Consider the following 24,444-nt stretch of genomic DNA (forward strand, 5'->3'; position numbering starts at 1 on the left):
AGGTCAGCCGCGCGCCCCCAGGTAGCGCAGGGCCGCCCGAGCCGCGTGCGCTCCGCACATGCCATGCGCGCCCGGACCGGGCGGTGTTGCGGCCGAGCAGAGGAAGACGCCCGGCACGCCGGCGCTGTAGGGGTTCAACGCGGTACGAGGTCCCAGGATCAACTGGGACGCGTCCTTGGCGCCCGTGAGGATGTCTCCGCCGACGAAGTTCGGGTTGTGCATCGCCATGTCCGTTGTGGTGCGGACCGCCTTGCCCACGATTCGGCCGCGGAAGCCGGGGGCGAAACGCTCGATCTGGCCGATGATCAGCTCGGTTGCGTCTCCGGTGTAGCCGTTCGGAACGTGCGCGTACGTCCACACCGGGTGAACGTCGCCGACCGATCGCGCGGGGTCGGCGAGGTACTGCTGACCGACGAGGACGAACGGGCGTTCGGGCAGGCGCCCGGCAGAAACGTCCCGTTCCGCCGAGGCGATCTCGGGGAGACCACCGCCCACGTGGACCGTGCCGGCCCGACGAGCGTCCGCGTTGAGCCAGGGCACGCCCCCGTCGACGGCGAAATCCACTTTGAAGGTGCCCGGGCCGTGGCGGAATCGCCGGTAAGCACGCGCTATCCGTCGCGGCAGCCGGTCACCCAGGATTTCAGCGACCGCCCCGGGCGCGAGGTCGAACAAGATCACCTCTGCCGCCGGCAGCTCCGAAGCCTTCTTGACGGTGACGCCCGTTTCGATCTTGCCGCCGAGCTCGGTGAGCAGGGCCGCGAGCGCCGCGGTGATCGACTGCGATCCCCCGGCCGCGACGGGCCAGCCGTACCGGTGCCCCGCCGTCAGGATGCCCAGGCCGATGGCCGAGCTGAGCGGCCGGTGCAGTGGCTGGAAGGCATGGGCCGCGACGCCGGCGAACAGCGCTCTGGCGCGTTCCGTGGCGAAACAGCGAGCGAGCAACGATGCGGGAAGGAGGGTGGGCACGCCGAACCGCGCCAACCGCAACGGGTGCTTCGGCAACCGCAGCATCGGCCCGGTGATGTCCTCGGCCAACGAGTCGTAACCAGCCGAGGGGCGCTCGAAGAGCAACTGCCAGCGGCGTCCGTCCGCGCCGAGCCCCCTGGCGGTTCGCGCTACCGTCCGCCACAGCACTCCGGCATCGCCGTTGTCCAGCGGATGCACGCAGTCGATTTCCGGCCACCGCCACGACAGGCCGTGGCGTTCCAGGCCGAGGCCGTTGAGGAATTCCGAACCGGCGGCCATGGGGTGGAACGCCGAGCAGTGGTCGTGCAGCAGCCCCGGCAGGATCGCCTCGCCGGAGCGCGTGCCGCCGCCGACCTCCGCGGCGGCTTCCAGCACCGTGACCTGCACTCCGGCCTTGGCCAGCGCCACCGCGGCGGCGAGCCCGTTCGGCCCGCCGCCCACCACCACTGCGGTGCTCATGCCGTGGTCCGCTGTTCGTCGGTGCCCCGGTCCAGGCCGCTCCTGCGGTGCGGCGTCGTGGCGGCCTGAGATCCGCGAGACCACGTCACTCGCACCGGAATCGGCCCGTTCGGCAGCCACGGCTGCTCCCGCACGGCGTCGGCCACCTTCCACGTCCCCCGCTCGATGACGCCCTCCGCGACGTCGATGACCTTGTAGTGCTGAACGCTGCTGTGAATCGCTTGGGACTCGACCCAGACCACGATGAATTCACCCGGCTCGAAATCGCACTGGTTCCGCACCGCCGCGAGCAGGTCCTCCCCGTGCAGGTGACCGTCGCCGAAGTTGAATCCGATCAGCGAATTGCAGGAGAACTCCCCTTCGCGCACGGTCCAATCGTCGATGTCGGGGACGTGGTTGTACAGCAGGGAGAGCAACCCGCGTCCCTGGCTGTGCATCGACCGCCAGCCGACGGTCTGCTGGAGGGTGACCTCGGCGACCTCGGGCGAGTAGCCGATCGCCTGGAGTTGGTCCACCTGGTTCGTCGTCGGCCGCTTCACACCGTTGAGCTTGGCCTCCGCGCCGGGCGCGAACGCCCAGAGCGCGGACGCCCAGTTGCCTGCGTACTGCCGCATCGAAGGCAGGAAGGACACCAGGTCCGGGCGCAGGTTGCCCAGAATCGGGAAGAACGCCAGGCCCGCGATGATCGCCGCCGCCAGCCACGGCGACGACATGTCCCACACGGCGTACCCCTGCCAGTTCGGAAATCCGAGGAACAGCACGACGGCGGCGTAACCGAACAGGACGTTCCACTCCAGCGGCACCGCGAGCGGGAAGGTCGATGTGATGAAGATGTGGAACACCACCATCAGCACAGCACCGCCCAGGGCCACCAGGTGGTTCGTGGAGAGCAGGAGAACGAGCGGAGTGCCGATCTCGACGCAGGTCCCGCCGACGTGAGCCATGACGCGGGCCAACCCCGATGGCCGGACATCACGCGGGAAATCGCGGTAGTGCGCCCGCTTCAACCACCGGCTGGGAATGCAGGGGCTGTTGCTCACCATCGGGGGCACGACGTTGGAGAAGTGGTGACCGAACTTCGACACTCCCGCCCCGACCCAGACGCTGATGATCAGCAGCTTGAGCGCGATCACCATGTCGCCGAAGGGAAGGGCGACGAAGAAGACCATGGCGGGCAGGTACTGCTCGCTGCGCGCCGCGATGAAAACCGTCTTGTCCCGCAGGCCGACGAGAACCAGCAAGGCGATCGCCGCGATCGTCGGAGTGGCGTTGACCAGACCGGTCGTGTTGGCGGGCAGCACGGCGGACAAGGAGTCACTCGGCACGCCCGGCAGCACGATCGCCGCGAACAACGCGGCGAGCAGCCCGAGGTAGGCGACGACGTCGACGACCGTTCGCCGGTCCCCGGACGTGAACGGGACGCTCCGCCACGGGCGCAAGCGGATCGTTCCCGGACGAGCCCAGAACAGGATTCCTCCGGTCATCGGCTTGAACTTGCCCGCCAGCGGTCCCCACGACCCGGCGAAACCGACTGCCTCCAGCAGCATCGTCCACAGGACGAGCTTCTGGTACACGATCGGCTCGTCCCACCAACCCGCGACGTCCCAGACCGCTCCGGCACCGGATGTCCAGGTCGCCAGCGCGACTCCGCCCAGGACGTAGAGGACCAGCAGTTTGAGGATGTACGTCGTATGGATCACCTTCGGTGACCCGAAGCCGTATTCGACCCAGTGCAGGGCCAGCGTCTTCACGCGTTCACGCAACGGCTTTTCGAGGAATTCCGCTACCTCGACAGGCGGGAAATCGGCTGCCTTGAACCCCATCATCAACTCCTTCGGTGTCATGGGGGAACCGCACGCCCATGCACATTTCGCATGGGCGGCAATCGTTCGAATCCGGCGCTAAACCAGTTCGGCCGCGAATCGCTTCCGGAGGACGGTCTTGTCGATCTTGCCCACCGGATTTTTCGGCAGCGAATCCGCGATCACTATCGCGACGGGAATCTTGAACTTGGATATCTTCCCGTGCAGGTGGGCGCGGATCTCATCTTCATTGAGGATTGCGCCATCGGACGGGGAAACGACCAGCACCGGTTCCTCACCGAGAAGCGGGTGCGGGCGCCCGACGACAGCTGCTTCGAACACCTCGGGCAACTGGTGCACGACGTTCTCGATCTCTTTGGGATAGATGTTCTCACCGCCGCGAATCAGCATGTCCTTCGCGCGGTCGACCAGGGTGAGGTAGCCGTTCTCGTCCAGGTACCCGATATCGCCGGTGCGAAGCCACCCATCGGTGATCGTCGCGGCGGTCTCCTCCGGCCGGTTGAGGTAACCGCGCATTACGTTGCGTCCTTGAACTTGGACCTCGCCCAATGCCCCCGGGCCGACTTCGGACCCGTCAGAGCCGACGACCCGGATCGACTGCCCCGGCAGCGGCGGCCCGACGGTTCCAGGTTTGCGCTCGCCGCGAAGCGGATTGACCGTACTGGCGCAGGTGCCCTCCGACAGGCCGTAACCTTCGACGATCGGCACGCCGAAGCGATCTTCGAACCTGCCGAGGAGTTCCGAGCTCGCCGGCGCGGCACCGCACACCGCGAACCGCAGCGAGGAGGTGTCGGGCGCGGATTCGCCGGGGAGAGCGGCCAGCTTGGCGAAGATCGTCGGCACGCCCGAGAAGTACGTGGGCCGGCTTCGCTCGACCCGTTCGAAGAACGACGCCGCATCGAACCGCCCGGCGATGGTGACGCGGCCTCCCGACAGCAGCGGCGACAAGATGCTCACCACGATGCCGTTCACGTGGAACAACGGCAGTATCAGCAGGCTGTGCGCCGCACCGTCGAATTCGAAGACCTCGATCATCATCGCGCACATCGCGGCGAGGTTCCCGTAGTCGAGCATGACGCCCTTGGGGCGGCCCGTGGTGCCGCTCGTGTAGATCAGCAAGGCGAGATCGAGGGAACTCGGTTCTCCTCCCGGGACTTCGATGTCCCCGGAGTGCGCCCCCAAGTCGGTGATCGCATCAACCGAGGCGGGCAGCGCAGCGACGCACTCCGGCGCGGTGACGACCAGCTTCGCGGCGGAGTCGGCGAGCTGATGTGCGACCTCGCCCGCTGCCAGCGAGGGGTTGACCGGTGTCACCGTCGCGCCGACCCGCCACGCGGCGAACAAGCCCACTACGAACGAGACGCTGTTGGGCAGCATGATCGCCACGACGTCGCCCGGTGCGATCCCGCGAGACCGCAGGACACCCGCTGCCACCACAACTGCGGACCTGAATTCGGCGTTCGTCATTTCCACCGATTCATCGGCGATCGCCGGCCCATCGGGATCTTGTGCGGCACGCATGGCGGGCAAATCCGAGAGATTCATGAAACCGTCCTGATCACCTCGTCGTAACCGTGGCGAATCGACGATACGAATCCGGATGTGACCTGCACCATGTCCTGTCGCGATGAAGATTCCCGACGGCTTTGTCCTCCGGAGACAAAACCGCGTCGGGCAAACCCCGCCCCCGAAATCCGGAGGAACGCAGATTGAGGCGTCCCACCAGGTCAATCGGGTAATTGCCGCGCGACGTAGTTGACCTGGCACAGCAACTGCAGGCTATCGTTGTCGGATGACGACAGGTAACGAGCGCACCGACCGCGATGTCGTAGACCGGTGGGCAGCCGTCGTCGCGGCGGATCTCAACAGCCGCCTGACCGGGGAAACGCTGACGATCAAAAAAGTGCTGGAATCGAAGATCACCGAACTTCGCGGCGACGCCCCACTCTTAGAACTCCTCGGTGCGAGCATCGAAGGGAACGTCGACACCATTCTGCACACCCTCCAGCACGACATCGCAGCCGAACACCTCGAAGCACCCGCCGCAGCGATGGAGTACGCGCGGCGCCTCGCGCAGCGGGGTGTTCCCGTCAACGCGCTCATCCGGGCGTATCGGCTCGGACAACGAACCTTGCTCGACAGCGCGCTGAAACAACTGGAACGCACCGACCTCGACGCGACGCTCCACCTCGCGGTGGCGCACCGCATCATCACCGTGGTCTCCGACTACATCGACTGGATCTCACAGCAAGTCGTCGACGTGTACGAGCGCGAACGCGAGCGCTGGCTGGCCACCCGGAGCAGTCTGCGCACCGTGCGCGTGCGCGAACTCCTCAGCGAAACGGACGCACCGACCGCCGCCGGCGACGCCGACCTCGGCTATTCGCTGAACCAGCACCACCTCGCATTGATCCTCTGGCTCCCCGATACCGGCCGCGAACGGATCAACGACCTCGAACAGGCCTCGCAAGCCATCGCCGACTGCGCCGAGGTCGTCCGCGCGCCGCTGTTCGTCGCCTCCGACCGGGTTTCAGGCTGGGCCTGGCTCCCGCTGGGCGAACGAGCTGCCGTAGATCACGCCCGGATCCGCCGATGCGTCACCCGACGCACCGATTCGCTGTCCATCGCAGCGGGCACCGTGGCCCACGGCCGTTCCGGATTCCGCACGAGTCACCGGCGTGCCCAGCTCGCCCGCGACATCGCGCTGCTGGCGAGCAGCGACCGCCGCGTCACCTTCTACGACGAGCCCGGACTGCCGACGATCGCGCTGCTCAGCAAGAGCACCAAGGACACCAAGGACTGGGTCGAAGAGGTCCTCGGACCGCTCGCGGCGAATACCGACAACGCGGAGCGGCTTCGGGGCACGTTACGAGAGTTCCTGTCGAAAGGATCGAGTTACAAGGCCGCGGCCGAAGTGCTCAACCTCCACTACAACACCGTGAAGTACCGCGTGAAGAAAGCTGAAGAAGAGCGCGGGGCTCCCATCCGAGCAGACCGTCTGGACATCGAACTGGCCCTCCACGCTTGCCGATGGCTGGGCGCATCCGTGCTCAGAGGCGAGCACTCCTGATCAACCGCCGCTCGCGCCGCAATCGTGCGGTCGGTGTCAGCACCGGCGCTGGGGGCCGCCCCGACAAGAGTCGAGCATCGAATCGAACGACATCCCGGAGACCCCGGGATCCGCCGTCGCCGCACCGGTGCGCAGGTGTGATCGCGCCGTGGCGGAGTGGCGGTGCGAGCACGCGCGGACCCCATACGATTGGCGGGTGACCGACGTGCCTCCAGCAGGGCCTCCCGGCGGCGGAGAGCATCGCCGACCTCGCCCCGGCAGACCGCAACCGCCGCGCCGCCCCGGATCGGACTCCGGCGGCCCCCCGCCGGGCTCCGCACCCGGATCCGGCGCCCGCTCCGGGCCTGCGCACGGTTCTCAGCCCGGCCCGGCCGAACGCCCCGACGCGACCGGACCACGCTCCCGGCGACGCCGTCCGGCAGGCCCGGAGACCGGCCCCCAGAGCGGCGAGCAGCGGCCTACCGGCGGGGAACCCGCCGCCTCCCCCGGCCCGAGCGGCAGCGCCACCGCCATCGGGCACGGGCACGACGGTCCGCCCGCCTCCCGCACCGTCAAGCGCCTGCTCGCGATCGCCCTGGTGCCGTTCGCACTGGCCGCCATCGTCGGCACCGTCCTGCTCTACCCCTTCGGCCACCAGCAGCGCACGGGCGCCGACCTGGGACTCGGCCAGTACCCGGTCAACGGTGAGGTCATCGCCGCCGAAGAGGGCGGCTGCGGCGACTCCGGCGGCTGCGTCACCCTCCAGGTGCGGATGGCCGACGGCCCGAACCCCGGCCGCACCATCGCCCAGGTGATGCCCACCGAACCCGGCACTCCGCGCTTCGCCGTCGGCGACCAGGTGGTGCTGTCCTACGCGGGCGCCAACCCGCAGGAGGAGTCGTCCTACCAGGTCGTGGACTTCCAGCGGGGCAATCCGCTGATCGTGCTCGGCCTGGTGTTCGCCGCCGCCGTGCTGCTGCTGGGGCGGTGGCAGGGGCTCGCCGCGCTGGGGGCGCTGGTGCTGAGCTTCGTGGTGCTGATCGGATTCGTGCTGCCCGCGATCCTGGCCGGGGAGAATCCGCTGCTGGTCTCGGTGGTCGGGTCCGGGCTGATCATGTTCGTGGTGCTGTACCTGACGCACGGCTTCTCCGCGCGCACGTCCACGGCCGTGCTCGGGACGTTGCTGAGCCTGGCGCTGATCGGCGGGCTCAGCGCGCTGTTCTCCGCCACGACCCAGCTCACCGGACTGGACGACGACACTTCCAGCCTCATCGCCGCGCTGGGCACCCCGATCGACGCGCGCGGGCTGCTGCTGGCCGGGATCGTGATCGGCGCGCTCGGCGTGCTCGACGACGTGACCGTCACCCAGACCAGTGCGGTGTGGGAGTTGCAGCGGGCCAACCCGACGCTCGGCTGGCGCAAGCTCTACAGCGCCGGACTGCGGATCGGCCGGGACCACGTGGCCTCGGCGGTGAACACGCTCGTGCTCGCCTACGCGGGCGCTTCGCTGCCGCTGCTGCTGGCCTACTCGCTGTCCGGCCGCAGCTTCGGCGAGATCATCAGCACCCAGGCGGTCTCGCAGGAGGTCGTGCGGACCTTGGTCGGCAGCATCGGCCTCGTCGCCGCGGTACCGATCACCACGCTGATCGCGGCCCTGGTCGCCGCCCGCGAAACCGGCGGCGCCGCCCGCAGCACCGCCGCGGAACGAGCGGGTGCCGCCGCCGCGGAGAGCGCCACGATCCGCGTTCCCCGGCGTCCTCGCCCCCCGCAGGCACCGACCAGCTGACGACGTTCGAACGTCGCCGAGTTCCCGGACACCGACGCGGCGCAAGCCTCGGATCAGGTCGTTTCGATGCGAGCCAGCCAGGTGGTGAGCAGCGTTTCGAGCTGGTCGGCCTCGGCGGGTGTCATGGCTTCGAGGAGCCGGTGCTCGTTGCGCATGTGGTCGGTGAACGCCTGGTCGAACAGCTCCCTGCCCGCCGGGGTGAGGGCGACAACCCGGCCGCGACCGTCATCGGTGGCGGGCCTGCGGGTGACGAGCCCGGCGTCTTCCAGCCGGCTGATCCGTTTGGTCATCGCCCCGGTGGTCACCATCGTGAACCGGGCGAGCTCACCCGGTGCCCGTTCGAACGGTTCTCCGGCGCGGCGCAGAGCCGCGATCACGTCGAACTCGCCTTCGCTGAGGCCGTGTCGCCGGTAGACCACGCAGAGTTCCTCGGTGAGGTGCGCCGCGAGGCGGTGCAGTCTGCCGATCACCCGCTGCGGGGACACGTCGAGGTCCGGGCGTTCACGTGCCCACTCGGCCTGGATGCGGGCGACGTGGTCGGGCGGGGCGTTCATGCTCCCATAGTAGCTTCCCGGGAAGCTATATTAGCTTCCATGGAAGCTACATGGCGTTGGGTCGCGTTGACCGCGATCGCTCCGGTGGCGTGGGGATGCACGTACTTCGTCACGCGCACGTTCTTGCCCGCCGACCAGCCGCTGTACGGGGCCGTGATCCGCGCGCTGCCCGCAGGCTTGCTGCTCCTGCTCGCCTGCCGTGCGCTGCCGCGCGGTTCGTGGTGGTGGAAGTCGATCCTGCTGGGACTGCTGAACATGAGCGCGTTCTTCACGCTCGTGTACCTGGCCGCTCAGCTGCTGCCCACGAGCGTGGCATCGGTGATCATGGCGATGAGCCCGGTCGTGATGATGGGACTCGGCTGGGCCGTGCTCTCCGAACGGCCCGCGGCGCCGGCTTTGATCGGCGCGGGCCTGGGCATCGCAGGGGTTTGCGCGATGCTGCTGACCGGTGGGGAATCAGTCGATCTTCGCGGCGTGCTGGCCTCGGTGGCGGCCATGTCGATCTCGTCGGTGGGCTACGTGCTGGCCAAGAAGTGGAGCGGCCAGGCCCCCGTGCTGGCGTCGACTTCCTGGCAGCTCATCGCAGGCGGGCTGCTGCTCCTGCCCTTCGCGGTGCTCGTGGAAGGACCACCACCGCCCCTGAACGGCGCGGCGGTGGCGGGCTTCGCCTTCGTGAGCATCGTCGGCACCGCGATCGCCTTCGCCGCGTGGTTCACCGGGTTGCGGAACCTGAAAGCAGGCGAAGTGGGACTCATCGGGTTGCTCAACCCGCTGACCGGCGTGCTCCTGGGCACCGCCGTGGCGGCCGAGGCGCTGACCGTTCAGCAGGTCGGCGGGATCGTGCTCGTCCTGGCGGGAATCGCGCTCGGTCAGTCGACGGGCCGCCGACGCGCCAGGAACACCGCACCGCCGGTGGAACTCACTCGAGAGTCGTGACGAACGTGGCCACCGCCTGCGGATGCAGCTTCTGCGCCATCCGCCCCTGCGGGGCCACGGACGCCAGCCGGTAGAGCGGGCGTGCCGCGGCGCCGTCGCCGCGCGCCTCGGCGCGCAGCTGGGCCACCACGAGTTCGGAGAGCACCAGCGCGTGCGTGCTGCCGACCGAGGCGAGCGCGTCCGCGATGCGCCGCAACGCGAGGACCCCGAGCTCACGGCCACCGGTGCCCGCGTACATCGCCAGCGAGATGGTCACCGCCTTGCCCTTCGGCGGCCCCGCGACCAGCAGGCCCACCGTCCGCATCCCGCGCACGTCGGTGATGACCACGTCGAGCCGGTCCGCGGTGCGCACGTCGACCACGCGGGTGCCCATCGCCCGGACCGAGACCTCGCTGCCGGTCAGCCACGTGGTCTTGCGGGACTCGCTGAGCGCCAGCAGCAGCAACGGGATCGCCACGACCGCGGCCCCCACCACGAACCCGGCGGGACCCGCGACGAGACCGACGATGCCGCCGAACGCGGCCGCCACGATCAGCCCGGCGAGCAGCACGTTGCGAGCGCGCCTGCGCACCGTGGCGCGGTCCAGCAGATCCAACTCGACGGTCTCGGCGGGCTTTTCCGCCGGTTCGTTCATCGGGTGGTCTCCGCGACGGCCGCCGTCACCTGGTCGACGAGCTCGTCGAGCGGCACCGACCGCTGTTCACCGCTGCCGAGGTCCTTGAGCTGCGCGCTGCCCGCTTCCACGTCGCGTTCGCCCAGCACCAGCGCGAACCGGGCGCCGGAGCGGTCCGCGGCCTTCATGGCGCCCTTGAGGCCCCTGCCGCCGTAAGCCACGTCGGCGCGCACTCCAGCGGCCCGCAGCCCGCCAGCGGTGGCCACCAGCCGCCGCTTCGCCGACTCGCCCAGCGGCACGCAGTACACGTCGCAGCGCGCCTGATCGCCGACCTGGATGCCCTCCGCCTGGCAGGCCAGCAGCGTGCGATCCACGCCCAGCCCGAACCCGACGCCGGACAGTTCCGCGCCGCCCAGCTGCGCCATCAGCCCGTCGTAGCGGCCGCCGCCGCCGATGCCGGACTGCGCGCCGAGCCCGTCGTGCACGAACTCGAACGTCGTCTTCGTGTAGTAGTCCAGGCCGCGCACCAGCCGCGGGTTCTCGGTGAACGCGACACCCAGGTCGGTCAGGTGCTGCTTGACCTGCTCGTAGTGCTCCTTGGATTCGGCCGAGAGGTGGTCGACCATCAGCGGCGCCTCGGCGACCAGTTCCCGCACCTCGGGGCGCTTGTCGTCGAGCACCCGCAGCGGGTTGAGCTCGGCGCGCTGCCGGGTCGCCTCGTCCAGCGGCAGGCCGCTGAGGAATTCCTGCAGCTTCGCCCGGTAGTCGGGTCGGCAGGTGTCATCGCCGAGGGACGTCAGCTCGATGCGGTAGCCGGTGAGGCCGAGCCGCTTGTAGCCCTCGTCGGCGATGGCGAGGACCTCGGCGTCCAGCGCCGGGTCGTCCACACCGATCGCTTCCACGCCGACCTGCTGCAACTGCCGGTACCGCCCGGCCTGCGGCCGCTCGTAGCGGAAGAAGGCGCCGCTGTAGTGCAGCTTCACCGGCAGCTGGCCGCGGTCGAGGCCGTGCTCGATGACGGACCGGATCACGCCGGCGGTGCCCTCGGGCCGCAGTGTCACCGAGCGGCCGCCGCGGTCGGCGAAGGTGTACATCTCCTTGCTGACGACGTCGGTGGACTCGCCGACGCCGCGGGCGAACAGCGTGGTGTCCTCGAACAACGGCAGTTCGATGTAGCCGTAACCGGCGCGGCGCGCGGCGTCCGCGAGCGTCTCGCGCACGGCCAGGAACCCTGCGGACTCCGGCGGGTAGTACTCGGGAATGCCCTTGGGGGCGTTGAAGGTGCTCATCAGGGTGCTTCGCTGTCCTCAAGCTGGGAGTGTCACCGGCCGGCTTCGCCGCTCGCGGGAACCAGGTCCTGCAGGAACGGGTTGCTCGCGCGTTCCCGGCCGATGGTGGTCGTGGGTCCGTGGCCCGGCAGGACGACGGTGTCGTCCTCCAGCGGCAGCACTCGGGTGCGCAGGGTCTGCAGCATCGTCTGGTGGTCGCCGCCGGGCAGGTCGGTGCGTCCGATGGCTCCGGCGAACAAGGTGTCCCCGGCCAGCAGCAGCCGACCGCCCTCGCCCGTTCCGACGCCGAACAGCACCGACCCGCCGGTATGGCCGGGGCTGTGCGTGACGCTCAGGTTCAGCCCGGCGAGCTCCAGCGTCTCGCCGTCGGCGAGTTCGCGGACCTCGGCGGGCGCGTTCAGCGGCGGGAAGGCGGCGAACAGCTCCGCCCCCTGCGGCCCCATGGACGCGGCGGGGTCGGTGAGCATGTACCGGTCCGCCGGGTGGATCCAGGCGGGCACGTCGTAGGCGCCGCACACGTCTCCCGCGGAGAAGACGTGGTCGAAGTGCCCGTGCGTGAGCAGCACCGCCACCGGATTCAGGCCGTTGTCGCGGACCTGCTCCTCCACCGCCGCCACGGCCTCCTGACCGGGGTCGATGATGACGCAGTCCGCGCCTTCGCCCGCGGCGAGCAGATAGCAGTTCGCCTGCAGAGGTCCGGCCGGGAACCCGAGCACCAGCACGCAACGCGCCTTTCGTCGTCGAACACGAACTCCACCACCGCTCCCGCGCACTCGAGCGGGCAGCGGTCCTGGCCTGTTCAGCCTAGAACATCGTCCCGCATGGTCTGGTCGATCCGGTGCACAGGGCGGCCCATAAACTCGAAGCGTCCTGATCGTGTCGGAGCCCCCGGGGAGGGAGCAGGTGCCGAGCAACGAACAACGTCGCCAGGCCGCCAAACGCAAGCTCGAACGCCAGTTGGAGCGTCGAGCCGAGCAGGCCAAGCGTCGCCGGATGATCACCATCGGCGCCACGGTGGCCGTGGTCATCCTGGCCGTCGCGGGCGTCGTCTACTTCACCAACAGCGGCGACGAGTCGGCCGCCGCACAGCAGGAACAGCCGCCCGCTCAGCAGGTGCAGATCCCCACCGAGCTCGCGCCGCCGCCGGCCCGCCCGGCCGCGCTGCCGAATCCGGTGTCCTGCACGTACAACCCGGACGGCCAGCCGGCGAAGCCGGTACAGCCGCCCGCGAACGGCGAGGTTCCGTCAACGGGAACGGTGCAGGCCAACATCGCCGGCTCCATCGGCGACATCCCGCTGACCCTGGATCGTTCGCTGGCGCCGTGCACGGTGAACAGCTTCACGAACCTGATCAAGCAGGGCTACTTCGATGGCACCTCCTGCCACCGGATCAGCACCGAGGGCCTGCAGATGCTGCAGTGCGGCGACCCGACCGGAAGCGGCAGCGGCGGACCGGGCTACGCCTTCGACGACGAGACGTTCCCGGAGCTGAAGTACGGCCGCGGCTACCTGGCGATGGCGAACTCGGGGCCGAACACCAACGGCAGCCAGTTCTTCATGGTCTTCGGCGACGCCCAGCTCTCGCCGGACTACACCGTGTTCGGCACGATCGGCGAAGACGGCCTGAAGGCCATCGACGAAGTCGCGCAGGCCGGGCACGACAACGCGTTCGCCCAGGCCGGTGGCGGACACCCGAACAAGAAGGTCACCTTCGACAAGGTCACCGCCGACGCATGATCCGCGCCGTGCGCCCGCGCCCCTCCGGCGCGGGCGCACCCGCACCTCGGGTTCACGAAGATCAGCGGGAGGTGTGCAGGGTGGTTCCCGACGTCCCCGCAGCCGAGGTTGCGGCTCTTGATCCCGGCGATCCTGATTTCGTCGCCGACCCGTACCCCGTCTTCCACGCGCTGCGTTCCCGCGCCGCCCTGCACCGGCATCCGGCCTGGGGTTCGCACGTGGCCCTGTCCCACGAGATGTGCTCGACCGTGCTGCGCCACCGGCGGCTGCTGCGCGTGTGGACCGATCGGGAGCCCGCGGCCGAGTTCGAGTCGTTCAACGCGCTGCACCGGCTGAGCATGCTGGAGAACGAGCAGCACCACGACCGGCTCCGCGCGGCCGTGTCCCCGCTGTTCCACCGCAGGCACGTCGACTCGATGCGCCCGGTGATCACGGAACTGGTCGAGCGCCGGTTGGGCGAGCTGTGCGAGCGGATCGAGGCGGAAGGCGACGCGGACCTCATGGCCGGGCTCGCCCGGCCGCTGCCGGTCGACGTGATCGCGACGCTGCTCGGTTTCCCGCTGCGAGACGGTCCGCTGTTGCGGAACTGGTCGAATCGGATCGTGCGGATGTACGAACCCGAGATCGACGAGCCCGCCCGCCGGGACGCGGAGCGCGCCGCGGGCGAGTTCCGCGGCTACATCGCCGACCTCGCCGAGCACCGGCGCCGCCGCCCCGGCGACGATCTGCTCAGCGCCCTGGCCGATGGCTCCGGCGACCTGAGCGGAGATGAGCTCATCGCGAACTACGTGCTGCTGCTGATGGCCGGGCACGAGGCGAGCGTCAACGGGATCGGCAACGCCGTGGTGGCGCTGCACGAGCACCCCGAGCAGTGGCGGCACTTGCGGCAGGTGCGCGAGGACGAGCGGGCGCTGCTCACCGCGGTGGACGAACTGCTGCGCCACGACACCCCGAACCAGCTGTTCGAGCGGACCGCCGTGCGCCCGGTGGAGCTGGGCGGGCATCGCGTCGAGGAGGGCGAGAAGGTCGTGGTGCTGCTCGGCGCGGCCAACCGCGACCCGGCGGTGTTCAGCGCACCGGACGGACTCGACCTGACCCGTGCGCCCAATCCGCACTTGGCGCTGGGAGTCGGCGCGCACTACTGCCTCGGCGCCCCACTGGCCCGGCTGGAGATCGGCCTCGTGCTCGCAGCGCTGGCCGCCCGGCTGCCGGAGTACGCACTGCCGACGCCTCCCCACGCGGCGCGGCCTTCGCCATCCGCGGCTACGACAGGATCAGCATCGCAGCTTGACCGGCGCCGAGTTTCCAGCCGGTTTCCGACTACGCCGAGAAGCTCTGTTTCTTGTCAGCGGCGAAGCTGCTGAGCAGCGACCACCAAAGCAACCGGCACCGCAGCGGGTTCTCAGCTGTCTTCTCGCTGACAGCTTTTTCCCTCGTGGCGGAGCCACTCGGGAAAAAGAACCCGCAGCGAGAAGACAGCTGAGGTTCCGCACCCGACCGCCCAACCACCGGAGACAAGATCAAGCAGCAGAAGTGACTCGGTAGACGTCGTAGACGCCTTCGATGTTGCGGACGGCCTTGAGGACGTGGCCGAGGTGCTTCGGGTCGCCCATCTCGAAGGAGAACCGGCTCACCGCCACCCGGTCCTTCGACGTGGTCACCGAGGCCGACAGGATGTTCACCCGCTCGTCCGCGAGCACCTTCGTGACGTCGGACAACAGCCGGTGCCGGTCCAGCGCCTCCACCTGGATGGCGACCAGGAACACCGAGGACGCGGAGGGCGCCCAGTACACCTCGACCAGCCGCTCCGGGGCCTTGCGCAGGTCGTCGGCGTTGGTGCAGTCCGTGCGGTGCACGCTGACGCCACCGCCGCGAGTGACGAAACCGAGGATCGCGTCGCCCGGCACCGGAGTACAACAGCGGGCGAGCTTCGACCACACGTCACCGGCGTCCTTGACGACCACGCCGGAGTCGCCGGTGCTGCGGCGCCGCTGCTGCACGGTCGACGGGGTGGAGCGCTCCGCGATCTCGTCCTCGGCCTGCTCCACGCCGCCGACCAGCGCGACGAGCCGCTGCACCAGGTGGTGCGCGGAGACCTGCCGCTCCCCCACCGCCGCGTACAGCGCGGTGACGTCCACGTAGTGCAGTTCGCGGGCCACGGCGGCGATGGAGTCGGAGGTGACCAGGCGCTGCACCGGGAGCCCGAGCCTGCGGATCTCCTTGGTGATGGCCTCCTTGCCGCTCTCGATGGCCTCTTCGCGGCGTTCCTTCGCGAACCATTGCTTGATCTTCGCCTTGGCCCGCGGGGAGGCCACGAACGACAGCCAGTCCCGGCTCGGCCCGGAGCCCTCGGCCTTGGAGGTGAAGATCTCCACGACCTCGCCGTTCTCCAGCTTCCGCTCCAGCGCCACCAGGCGTCCGTTGACGCGGGAGCCGATGCAGCGGTGCCCGACCTCGGTGTGCACCGCGTAGGCGAAGTCCACCGGCGTCGACCCGGACGGCAACGTGATCACGTCGCCCTTCGGGGTGAACACGAAGATTTCGCGGGTGGCGAGGTCGTAGCGCAGCGACTCCAGGAACTCGCCCGGGTCGGCGGCTTCCCGCTGCCAGTCCAGCAACTGCCGCATCCAGGCCATGTCGTCGACCTCGACGCCCGCTTGGCCGCCGCTGCCGTTGCGCCCCTTGGTCTCCTTGTAGCGCCAATGCGCGGCGATGCCGTACTCGGCGGTGCGGTGCATTTCGCTGGTGCGGATCTGCACTTCCAGCGGCTTGCCCTCGGGGCCGATCACCGTGGTGTGCAGCGACTGGTAGACGCCGAAGCGAGGCTGGGCGATGTAGTCCTTGAACCGGCCCGGCATCGGCTGCCACAGCGCGTGCACCACGCCCATCGCGGCGTAGCAGTCCCGCACCTCGTCGACGAGGATCCGCACGCCCACCAGGTCGTGGATGTCGTCGAAGTCGCGGCCGCGGACGATCATCTTCTGGTGGATCGAGTAGTAGTGCTTGGGGCGGCCCTCGACCTTCGCGGCGAGCCGCGCGGCTCCGAGCTGGCCGGACAGCTCGTCGGTGACGGTGCGCAGGTAGGTATCCCTGGACGGGGCGCGGTTGGCGACCAGGCGCACGATCTCGTCGTACTTCTTGGGCTGCAGGATGGCGAACGCCAAGTCCTCCAGCTCCCATTTGATGGTGGCCATGCCCAGCCGGTGGGCCAGCGGCGCCAGCACTTCCAGGGTTTCGCGAGCCTTGCGGGCCTGCTTCTCCGGCGGCAGGAAGCGCATGGTGCGCATGTTGTGCAGCCGGTCCGCCAGCTTGATCACCAGGACGCGCGGGTCGCGGGCCATCGCGATGATCATCTTGCGGATGGTCTCGGCCTCGGCGGCCGCGCCCAGCTTCACCTTGTCCAGCTTGGTGACGCCGTCCACCAGGTGCGAGATCTCGTCGCCGAAGTCCGCGCTGAGCCGCTCCACCGAGTAGTCGGTGTCCTCGACCGTGTCGTGCAGCAGCGCCGCCACCAGCGTCGTGGTGTCCATGCCCAGTTCGCCGAGGATGGTGGCGACCGCCAGCGGATGGGTGATGTACGGGTCACCCGATTTGCGCCGTTGATGGCTGTGCTTGTCCTCGGCGACGTCGTAGGCGTGCTGCAGCAGTGCCAGATCGGCCTGCGGGTGCAGTTCGCGGTGCACCGCTGCCAGCGGCTCCAGCACTTGCTTGACCTCCGCGGCGCGCTGCGCCGTGATCCGTCTGGCCAAGCGGGCACGTACCCGCCTGGTAGCCGAAGCGGGACGCACCTGCTCGGTTGCTGAGACAGGAGACTCGACGTCTTGGCTCACCGCTCGCTCCCGGGCATGGAGGGGACGTTGCACCCGGATCCTGATGCGGTCACGACCCGGGCATCGAGAATAACGCCGTTCGGGCTACCGCCCTTCCCCGGCCGTCCCCCGAAACGTTGAACGGTCACTCTCAGCTTTGAGGCGCCGTCAGAACTTCACCGGGACCTATCAGCTTCACTGAAGATCGTCATACCGCCAGCAGCGCGTGCACGTCCGCGCCCGCGATCCGGTCCCGGCCGCCGAGCGCCGTCAGCTCCAGCACCACCGCCGCGGCCGACACCTTCGCGCCCGCCCGTCCGAGCAGTTCGCACGCGGCGTTCAAGGTGCCGCCGGTGGCCAGCACATCGTCGACGAGCAGAACGCGCTGACCAGCACTGATGGTGTCGGTGGCGAGCTCGAGGCTCGCCGTCCCGTACTCCAGCGAGTAGTCGATGCGGTCCGCGACCTCCGGCAGTTTGCCCGGTTTACGCAGGCCTACGACACCGGTGCCGTAGGCCTGCGCGACGGCCGCGCCGACCAGGAAACCACGCGCCTCCACCCCGGCGACGACGTCGAATTCGTGGCCGTCACCGAGCGCGGTGACGACCGCCGAGAGCGCCTCGCCGTCGGCGAGCAGCGGGCTGATGTCGCGGAACAGCACGCCCGGTTCCGGGAAGTCCGGCACTTCCCGGATCAACCGCGCGGCGTGGTTCAACGTGGGATGAATCACCCGCACCACATCGGAGTCCGCCATCAGCGACGCTTCTTCCCGGTCGGACGGCTGGACTTGCCCGCCGGGCGACGGCGCGACTGCGGTCCCGGCTCACCGGACTTCTTGCCCACCGGAGCGCTCGAGGACGACGCCTTGGCCAGTTCCCGATCCCGGACGTCCTGCTGCGGCTCCTCGGGAACGGGCTCGCCCGCCTCCTTCGCCGCGGCCTTCGTCCGGCGCTGGTGCACCTTCGCCGCCTGCTGCTGGTACTTGCGGTCACGCATCTTGAAGTCCACCAGCAACGGCGTGGCCAGGAAGATCGACGAGATGACGCCGACGAGCATGCCGATCATCTGAACCAGCGCCAGGTCGCGCAGCACACCGACACCGAGCAGCCACGCGCCGACGACCAGCAGGCCGATCACCGGCAGCAGCGCGATCACCGAGGTGTTGATGGAACGCATCAGCGTCTGGTTCACGGCGAGGTTCGCCGCCTCCGGATAAGTGCGCCTGGTCAGACCGAGCAGGCCGCGGGTGTTCTCCTTGACCTTGTCGAACACCACGACCGTGTCGTACAGCGAGAACCCGAGGATCGTGAGCAACCCGATCACCGTGCTCGGCGTGACCTCGAACCCGATCAGCGCGTACAACCCGGCCGTGACCACCACGTCGTGCAGCAGCGCGATGAGCGCGGCCACCGCCATCCACTTCTCGAAGTAGAAGGCGAGGAACACCGTCACCAGTACCAGGAACACGCCGAGCGCCAGCAGCGCCTGCTGGGTGATCTCGCCGCCCCAGGTACCGCTGACCGCGCTGTCGCTGACCGCGGCCGGGCTCGCCTGGCCGTCGGTGCCCAGCGGCTTGAACCGGTCGAACAGGGTCTCCTTGATGTCGGAGACCTGCGCGGGAGTCAGCGACTCGGTGCGGACCTGGATGGTCTGGTTGCCGGCGGTGCCCACCAGCTGAACCGTCTCCGCCGGGTGCCCGAGTGCGTCCTTGAACGCTTCCTGGACCTGGTCCTCGCTGATCGGCCCCTGCGCGCCGACAGCGGGCACCTGCAGCTTCGTGCCGCCCTCGAAGTCGATGCCCAGGTTGAAGCCCTTGAGGCCCATCGCGCCGATGCACACCAGCACGAGAAGACCCAGGGAGATGTACCAGCGGGCGCGCTTGCCGACGATGTCGAACGCGCCGTTGCCGACGTAGAGGCGCTCGAAGACGCTCTCGCGCCGGGTGCCGTCGCCGGCGGTGCTCTGCGTGGCCACCGTCAGGCCTCCTTCGCGGTGGAAGCGCCCCGGCGGCGCGCGGACCGCTGCTCAGCGCCGAGGCGCTGCACCGCGCCCAGACCGGACACCGAGGGCTTGGACAGGAACTTGTTCTTCGATGCCAGCGCGACCAGCGGGTGCGTCACCAGGAACACCACGACGAGGTCCAGCACCGTGGACATGCCGAGGGTGAACGCGAAGCCCTTCACCTGGCCCACCGCGAGCACGTAGAGCACGGCGGCGGCGAGGAAGCTCACCGCGTCCGCGGACAGGATGGTGCGCCGCGCCCGGGACCACGCTCGTGGCACCGCGGAGCGGAACGTGCGGCCCTCGCGGATCTCGTCCTTGAGTCGTTCGAAGAACACGATGAACGAGTCGGCGGTGATGCCGATGGCGACGATGAACCCGGCGACGCCCGCGAGGTCGAGGGTGAAGCCGATCCACCTGCCGAGCAGCACCAGCACGCCGTAGACGATGCCGCCGGAGAGCAGCAGCGACAGGATCGTGAGCACGCCGAGCGCCCGGTAGTAGGCCAGGCAGTACAGCGCGACCAGGAGCAGGCCGATGCCGCCTGCGATGAGGCCCGCCTCCAGCGAGGCCACGCCCATCGTCGCGGAGACCGTCTCGGCCTCGGACTGGTCGAAGGCCAGTGGCAGCGAGCCGTACTTGAGCACGTCGGCCAGGTCGGTGGCGGTCTGCTGGTTGAACGATCCGGTGATGCTGGCGTTGGCGCCGAGCAGCGCCTGGTTGATCCGCGGTGCGGAAACGACCTCGCCATCGAGCACGAACGCGGCCTGCTGCCCGACGTTGGCGGAGGTGAAGTCCGCCCACCGCTTGCCGCCCTCGCCGGTGAAGTCCAGGTTGACCGTCCACTCGGGGTTCTGGTCGTTCGGCGGCTGGGCCGCGGCGTTGGCGATGTCGGTGCCCTCCATGAACACCGGCTCCAGCACGTACTTCTGCGCCTTCTCCTGGTCGCAGGCGACCAGCGGCTTCGTCGGGTCGGCGTTGCCGCGCAGCGGGTCCTCCACGTTGCAGTCCAAGGCCTGCAAGGCCTGCATCTGCACGTTCGGATCGGTGCTCTGGCGAGTCTTCTTCGCCTCTTCGATCGCGGCCTGCTGCGCCTCCGGATCATCGGAGGGCTGCTGCGCGTGAGCGGCCTGCGGCGTCGTCCCCGGCGCTCCCGGTGGGGGCGCCTGCGCGGGCGCCACCATGTTCGGCGCGACCTTGCGGAAGTCGAGTTCGGCGGTCTGCCCGAGCTGCTTGGCCTGGTCGCCGCCCTCACCCGGGACGGTGATCACCAGGTTGGAGCCGTCCAGGTTGACCTCGGAACCACTGATGCCCATGCCGTTGACACGGGTCTCGATGATCTGCCGCGCCTGGTTCAGCGACTCCTGCGGTGGCGGCTGCCCGTTCGTGGTGCGCGCGGTGAGCGTCACCCGGGTTCCGCCCTGCAGATCGATGCCCAATTTCGGGGTGGGCTTCTGATCGCCGGTGAGGAACACCAGTCCATACAGCGCCACGACGATCAGCGCGAAGATCGCGAGGTAACGCCCTGGGCGAAGCTGCCCGGCCGGAGGTGCCACGGTGCGTCGGTCTCCTGTCCACGGTCTACGAAGTGGTCAGGACATCGGACGCGCAAGGCGATGCGCCCGCGATCTGATGCCCCGGATGATTCGGTCGTCCCGACAGCCGGAACGACCGATGATCACAGTACGCGCCCGAACACCACGAGCACGCCGGACGATCTAGGAAAGCCCGCTTCCAGTCTGCCAGGTGAGCCACCGCAGGAGTCGCGAGGGGCGGGCGCGCAACGCCGCGATCTGCGAATACCTCGCGCAACGGGCAGAGCGGACGTGCCGCGGAAGCCGCCCGGACCCGACCTGGCGCGGTTCGTAAACCCGCCACATCCCGAAGGGCGGGACATCAAATTCGGCGTAGCGCGGAATTGGCGCGCATCGATGAGATCTCGATTTCCCCACGGTCCGATAGCACCGCGTGAATTCGGCGAATGCGCGCACCGCGAGGGCCGGAGTCGCCGCCATCACGGCGGCGACTCGACGGCTCGGCCGCGCCCGGCCGCTCGCGGGCCGCCGGGAGCGCGGCGGGCGGCCGGTGCGGTCACCGGCCGTACCGGCTCAGCTGGTCTTCTGCTTCTCGATCGGCTCGGCGACCTCGGCGGTGGACTGGGAGGCGGGCACCTCGGCGGTGTCCTTCTCGTCCTTGGCCTCGGTCTCCGTCGCCACCGGAGCCGCTTCCTGCTCGGTGTCGGTGTCCGCGTCGACCGCGGTGTCCTCGGCGGTGTCGGTGACGACCTTCTCGCGGACCGCGGCGCGCACCCACGTGGTGGTGACGCCCGGCGCCACCTCCAGGTCGATGGTGTCGTCCGTGCTGGCCACGACCGTGCCGAACAGGCCGGAGGTCGTCATCACCCGGTCACCCGCCTCGAGCGAGTTCTGCAGCTTCTGCTGCTCCTGCATGGTCCGCTTCTGCTTGCGCGCCTGCAAGAACATCGGCACGGCGAGCAGCACGATCAGCAGGGGCAGGAACAAGGATTCCAAAGACATAATGCTCCGTTCGGCGGACGCCGTGGGGACCGCCCTGGCCACCAGCCGGGGCGCCCGAATTGTTCGGATATAGCGCTTCCAGTGTGCCAGCCATGTCGATGGGCTCTCCGCCACCCGATCTCCGGCGGCGCCACCAGGGCCGTCAACGCGGCGCAGCCTATCGCTACCCACGTGCCCGGTCTCACATGGCCGTGGTTCCTCGCTGGAGCTGGTTGGGTGGGCGGGTAGCGGAACCTCAGCTGTCTTCTCGCTGCGGGATCTTTTTCCCTAGTGGCTCCGCCACGAGGGAAAAAGCTGTCCTCGCGAGAAGACAGCTGAGAACCCGCCGGTGGTCATCTTGCTTGCGTGGGCTATGTGCTTCGCACATACAGGCACGGCCTTCGGCCGCGAGGCAGGCGTGCTTCGCCGCCCTTCGCGGACTTCGCCGCCAAAAGCACGGCTACGCCGCAAGGCAGGCGTGGCTTCGCCCGCCCAAGTGCACGGCCTTCGGCCGCAAGGCACGGGGGCTACTCGAACAGTGCTGCTTGGGATTCGCCGGGGGCGTGCGGGGGTGGGGTGAGGCCGACGTGCTGCCAGGCCGCGACGGTCGCCACGCGGCCTCGGGAGGTCCTGGCGAGCATGCCCGCGCGCACCAGGTACGGCTCGCAGACCTCCTCGACCGTGGTCGGCTCCTCCCCCACGGCCACCGCGAGGGTGGTGACGCCCACCGGGCCGCCGTGGAAGGAGCGGACCAGCGCGGAGAGCACCGCGCGGTCGAGCCGGTCCAGGCCGAACTCGTCCACGTCGTAGACCTCCAGCGCCGCCCGCGCCACGTCCAGGGTCACCGCGCCGTCGGCGCGCACCTCCGCGTAGTCGCGGACCCGGCGCAGCAAGCGGTTGGCGATGCGGGGCGTGCCTCGGGAGCGGTGGGCGATCTCGGTGGCGCCGTCCGGGCGCAGGTCCACTCCGAGGATGCCCGCGGAACGCCGGACCACAAGCTCCAGCTCGGCCGGCGAGTAGAACTCCATGTGCGCGGTGAAACCGAACCGGTCCCGCAACGGCCCGGTGAGCGTTCCGGAGCGGGTGGTGGCGCCGACCAGGGTGAACGGGGCGATCTCCAGCGGAATGCTGGTGGCGCCGGGACCTTTGCCGACGACGACGTCGACGCGGTAGTCCTCCATCGCCAGGTACAGCATCTCCTCGGCGGGCCGGGCGATGCGGTGGATCTCGTCGATGAACAGCACGTCGCCTTCGGCGAGGTTGGACAGCATCGCGGCGAGATCGCCGGGGCGTTCCAGCGCCGGGCCGGAGGTGACCCGGATCGCCGCGCCCAGCTCCGCCGCCATGATCATCGCGAGACTGGTCTTGCCCAGCCCGGGCGGGCCGGAGAACAGCACGTGGTCGGGCTGCTCACGCCGGTTGAGCGCGCCGTGCAGCACCAGCTGCAGCTGCTCGCGCACCCGGGGCTGGCCGACGAACTCGTCGAGCCTGCGCGGACGCAGCGTGCTCTCCACGTCCTGCTCGGCCGGTTCCTGTTCCGGGTCCAACGGCCCCTCGCCCGGCAACGGGCCGGGAGGCTCGGAGGTCTCGTCGTCGCTCATCGCGGCCCCAGCGCGGCCAGTGCCTTGCGCAGCACCGCCGAGGTGTCGGCGGGGGCGCCGTCCGCGGCCAGCACCGCTTCCACGCTCTGCTCCGCCTGCTTCGCCGAGAAGCCGAGGCCCACCAGCGCTTCGGCGACCTCGGAACGGACCCGCCCGCGATCGGGCGCACCGGGCAGCTCGCCGGAACCGGTCCCGGCCACCGTGCCGACCTTGTCGCGCAGTTCCAGGATCAGCCGCTCGGCGCTCTTCTTCCCGATGCCCGGCACCTGGGTGAGCGTCGTGAGGTTCCCGTCGGCGAGCGCGTGGCAGAGCTGATCCGGCGAGAGCACCGCCAGCGTCGCCAGTGCCAGCCTGGGGCCGACGCCGGAGGCCGTCTGCAACAGGGTGAACAGGTCGCGGGCCTCCGCGTCGGCGAAGCCGTAGAGGGTGAGCGAGTCCTCCCGGACGATCAACGTCGTCGCCAGCAGTGCCTCCTCACCGCGGCGCAGCCCGGCGAGCGTGGCAGGAGTGGCGTGCACGGCGTAGCCGAGGCCGCCGACGTCGACCACGGCGTGGTCCAGCCCGATCGAGAGCACCGGGCCGCGTACCGAAGCGATCATCGTGTCGAGTCTCCTCTGCCTGCCGAGGAACGCCGTGCGTCCCGCAGCCGTTGACGGTGCGCCTTGGCCAGTTCGGCGGCTTTGGCCTCCGCCGCGGCCAGCCGGGAGGTCATCGGCGCCCGCCACAGGTGGCAGACGGCCAGCGCGAGCGCGTCGGCGGCGTCGGCGGGCCGCGGCGCCTCGCTGAGCCCGAGGACCTTGGTGACCATGAGGGTCACCTGCCGCTTGTCCGCCCGGCCGGATCCGCTGATGGCGGCTTTGACCTCGCTGGGCGTGTGGAACGCGACCGGCAGCCCGCGCCGGGCGGCGGCGAGCGCCACCACTCCGGACGCCTGCGCGGTGCCCATCACGGAACGCACGTTGTGCTGGCTGAAGACGCGTTCGATGGCCACCACCTCGGGCTGGTGGGCGTCCATCCACTCCTCTACGGCGTCGGCGACCGCCTTGAGCCGCATCGGGAGCTCGTCGCCGGGAGGCGTGCGCACGACACCGACCGCCACGCAGGAGATGTGCCGGTTCCGCCCGCCGTCGACCACGCCGATCCCGCAACGGGTCAGCCCTGGGTCGACTCCCAGCACACGCACGACTTCCTCCTCGGCAATTCCGATCATCCACGCCCGGGCAGATCCGCTTCCGGCGCCATGCACGTCCCGGGGTCGCACTCCGGGCGCCGGCGCCGCGCTCGATGGGAGCCCGAAGCCCCGAA

20 protein-coding genes are annotated in these 24,444 nt (G+C 69.6%); 5 read left to right on the top strand and 15 right to left on the bottom strand.

Translation table 11 applies throughout. The features are described 5' to 3' along the window. Positions 1-3 precede the first annotated feature (3 nt). From H2Q94_RS21230 to H2Q94_RS21240, 3 genes are read right to left on the bottom strand one after another with little or no spacing between them, the layout of a single operon-like run. Positions 4-1,425: a phytoene desaturase family protein gene (locus H2Q94_RS21230; protein WP_243788949.1), complete on the bottom strand. Its 1,422-nt coding sequence runs from the start codon at positions 1,423-1,425 to the stop codon at positions 4-6. Continuing rightward, positions 1,422-3,269, bottom strand: a complete 1,848-nt coding sequence (locus tag H2Q94_RS21235; protein WP_243788950.1) for a DUF3556 domain-containing protein — start codon at positions 3,267-3,269, stop codon at positions 1,422-1,424. Before H2Q94_RS21235 ends, H2Q94_RS21230 begins: the two co-directional genes overlap by 4 nt. 57 nt (positions 3,270-3,326) lie before the next feature. Beyond that, complete coding sequence (locus H2Q94_RS21240) at positions 3,327-4,979, bottom strand: class I adenylate-forming enzyme family protein (RefSeq protein ID WP_243788951.1); 1,653 nt, start codon at positions 4,977-4,979, stop codon at positions 3,327-3,329. A 61-nt stretch (positions 4,980-5,040) separates the two neighbouring features. On the opposite strand from H2Q94_RS21240, the gene H2Q94_RS21245 reads away from it, so the two are divergent. Continuing rightward, a complete protein-coding gene (locus H2Q94_RS21245; protein WP_243788952.1) occupies positions 5,041-6,318 on the top strand; it encodes a PucR family transcriptional regulator in 1,278 nt (425 codons plus the stop codon). Positions 6,319-6,514: 196 nt separating this feature from the next. Continuing rightward, positions 6,515-8,083: a YibE/F family protein gene (locus tag H2Q94_RS21250; protein WP_243788953.1), complete on the top strand. Its 1,569-nt coding sequence runs from the start codon at positions 6,515-6,517 to the stop codon at positions 8,081-8,083. 53 nt (positions 8,084-8,136) lie between these two features. Here the strand turns inward: H2Q94_RS21250 and H2Q94_RS21255 are convergent, their stop codons facing one another. Then, complete coding sequence (locus H2Q94_RS21255) at positions 8,137-8,637, bottom strand: MarR family winged helix-turn-helix transcriptional regulator (protein WP_243788954.1); 501 nt, start codon at positions 8,635-8,637, stop codon at positions 8,137-8,139. 39 nt (positions 8,638-8,676) lie between these two features. Here H2Q94_RS21255 and H2Q94_RS21260 point away from each other — a divergent pair, with 39 nt between their 5' ends. Further along, complete coding sequence (locus tag H2Q94_RS21260; RefSeq protein ID WP_243788955.1) at positions 8,677-9,573, top strand: DMT family transporter; 897 nt, start codon at positions 8,677-8,679, stop codon at positions 9,571-9,573. Here H2Q94_RS21260 and H2Q94_RS21265 read toward each other — a convergent pair. From H2Q94_RS21265 to H2Q94_RS21275, 3 genes are read right to left on the bottom strand one after another with little or no spacing between them, the layout of a single operon-like run. After that, the gene (locus tag H2Q94_RS21265; protein ID WP_243788956.1) at positions 9,557-10,207 is read right to left on the bottom strand and encodes a hypothetical protein; all 651 of its coding nucleotides are present in this window, start codon (positions 10,205-10,207) and stop codon (positions 9,557-9,559) included. The two genes, H2Q94_RS21260 and H2Q94_RS21265, sit on opposite strands and share 17 nt — an antisense overlap. Continuing rightward, positions 10,204-11,475 (bottom strand): histidine--tRNA ligase, encoded by a 1,272-nt coding sequence (gene hisS, locus H2Q94_RS21270; protein ID WP_243788957.1) that lies wholly within the window; start codon positions 11,473-11,475, stop codon positions 10,204-10,206. The genes H2Q94_RS21265 and hisS overlap by 4 nt, the downstream gene beginning before the upstream one ends. A 32-nt stretch (positions 11,476-11,507) precedes the next feature. Then, complete coding sequence (locus H2Q94_RS21275; RefSeq protein ID WP_243788958.1) at positions 11,508-12,197, bottom strand: MBL fold metallo-hydrolase; 690 nt, start codon at positions 12,195-12,197, stop codon at positions 11,508-11,510. Positions 12,198-12,378: 181 nt separating this feature from the next. Here H2Q94_RS21275 and H2Q94_RS21280 point away from each other — a divergent pair, with 181 nt between their 5' ends. Continuing rightward, positions 12,379-13,212 (top strand): peptidylprolyl isomerase, encoded by an 834-nt coding sequence (locus tag H2Q94_RS21280; RefSeq protein ID WP_243788959.1) that lies wholly within the window; start codon positions 12,379-12,381, stop codon positions 13,210-13,212. 80 nt (positions 13,213-13,292) lie between these two features. Next, entirely contained in the window at positions 13,293-14,576 is a 1,284-nt protein-coding gene (locus H2Q94_RS21285) for a cytochrome P450 (RefSeq protein WP_243788960.1), read from the top strand. A 156-nt stretch (positions 14,577-14,732) separates the two neighbouring features. On the opposite strand, the gene H2Q94_RS21290 is transcribed toward H2Q94_RS21285, so the two are convergent. The 8 genes from H2Q94_RS21290 to ruvC form a co-directional block, all read right to left on the bottom strand. Further along, positions 14,733-17,042: a RelA/SpoT family protein gene (locus H2Q94_RS21290; protein ID WP_243788961.1), complete on the bottom strand. Its 2,310-nt coding sequence runs from the start codon at positions 17,040-17,042 to the stop codon at positions 14,733-14,735. Positions 17,043-17,229: 187 nt separating this feature from the next. Next, complete coding sequence (locus H2Q94_RS21295; RefSeq protein WP_243788962.1) at positions 17,230-17,775, bottom strand: adenine phosphoribosyltransferase; 546 nt, start codon at positions 17,773-17,775, stop codon at positions 17,230-17,232. Then, positions 17,775-19,001, bottom strand: a complete 1,227-nt coding sequence (gene secF / locus H2Q94_RS21300; RefSeq protein ID WP_397545490.1) for a protein translocase subunit SecF — start codon at positions 18,999-19,001, stop codon at positions 17,775-17,777. The genes H2Q94_RS21295 and secF overlap by 1 nt, the downstream gene beginning before the upstream one ends. Next, on the bottom strand, positions 18,998-20,578 hold the full coding sequence (secD, locus tag H2Q94_RS21305) for a protein translocase subunit SecD (RefSeq protein WP_243788964.1): 1,581 nt from the start codon (positions 20,576-20,578) through the stop codon (positions 18,998-19,000). The genes secF and secD overlap by 4 nt, the downstream gene beginning before the upstream one ends. 552 nt (positions 20,579-21,130) lie before the next feature. Next, on the bottom strand, positions 21,131-21,559 hold the full coding sequence (gene yajC / locus H2Q94_RS21310) for a preprotein translocase subunit YajC (RefSeq protein WP_243788965.1): 429 nt from the start codon (positions 21,557-21,559) through the stop codon (positions 21,131-21,133). 506 nt (positions 21,560-22,065) lie between these two features. Beyond that, positions 22,066-23,139, bottom strand: coding sequence for a Holliday junction branch migration DNA helicase RuvB (ruvB, locus tag H2Q94_RS21315; protein ID WP_243788966.1), 1,074 nt, complete (start codon positions 23,137-23,139; stop codon positions 22,066-22,068). Continuing rightward, positions 23,136-23,738: a Holliday junction branch migration protein RuvA gene (ruvA, locus tag H2Q94_RS21320; protein WP_243788967.1), complete on the bottom strand. Its 603-nt coding sequence runs from the start codon at positions 23,736-23,738 to the stop codon at positions 23,136-23,138. Before ruvA ends, ruvB begins: the two co-directional genes overlap by 4 nt. Next, positions 23,735-24,322: a crossover junction endodeoxyribonuclease RuvC gene (gene ruvC, locus H2Q94_RS21325; RefSeq protein ID WP_243788968.1), complete on the bottom strand. Its 588-nt coding sequence runs from the start codon at positions 24,320-24,322 to the stop codon at positions 23,735-23,737. Before ruvC ends, ruvA begins: the two co-directional genes overlap by 4 nt. Positions 24,323-24,444 lie beyond the last annotated feature (122 nt).

It is taken from the genome of Saccharopolyspora gloriosae, assembly GCF_022828475.1.
GTDB classification, from domain to species: domain Bacteria; phylum Actinomycetota; class Actinomycetes; order Mycobacteriales; family Pseudonocardiaceae; genus Saccharopolyspora_C; species Saccharopolyspora_C gloriosae_A.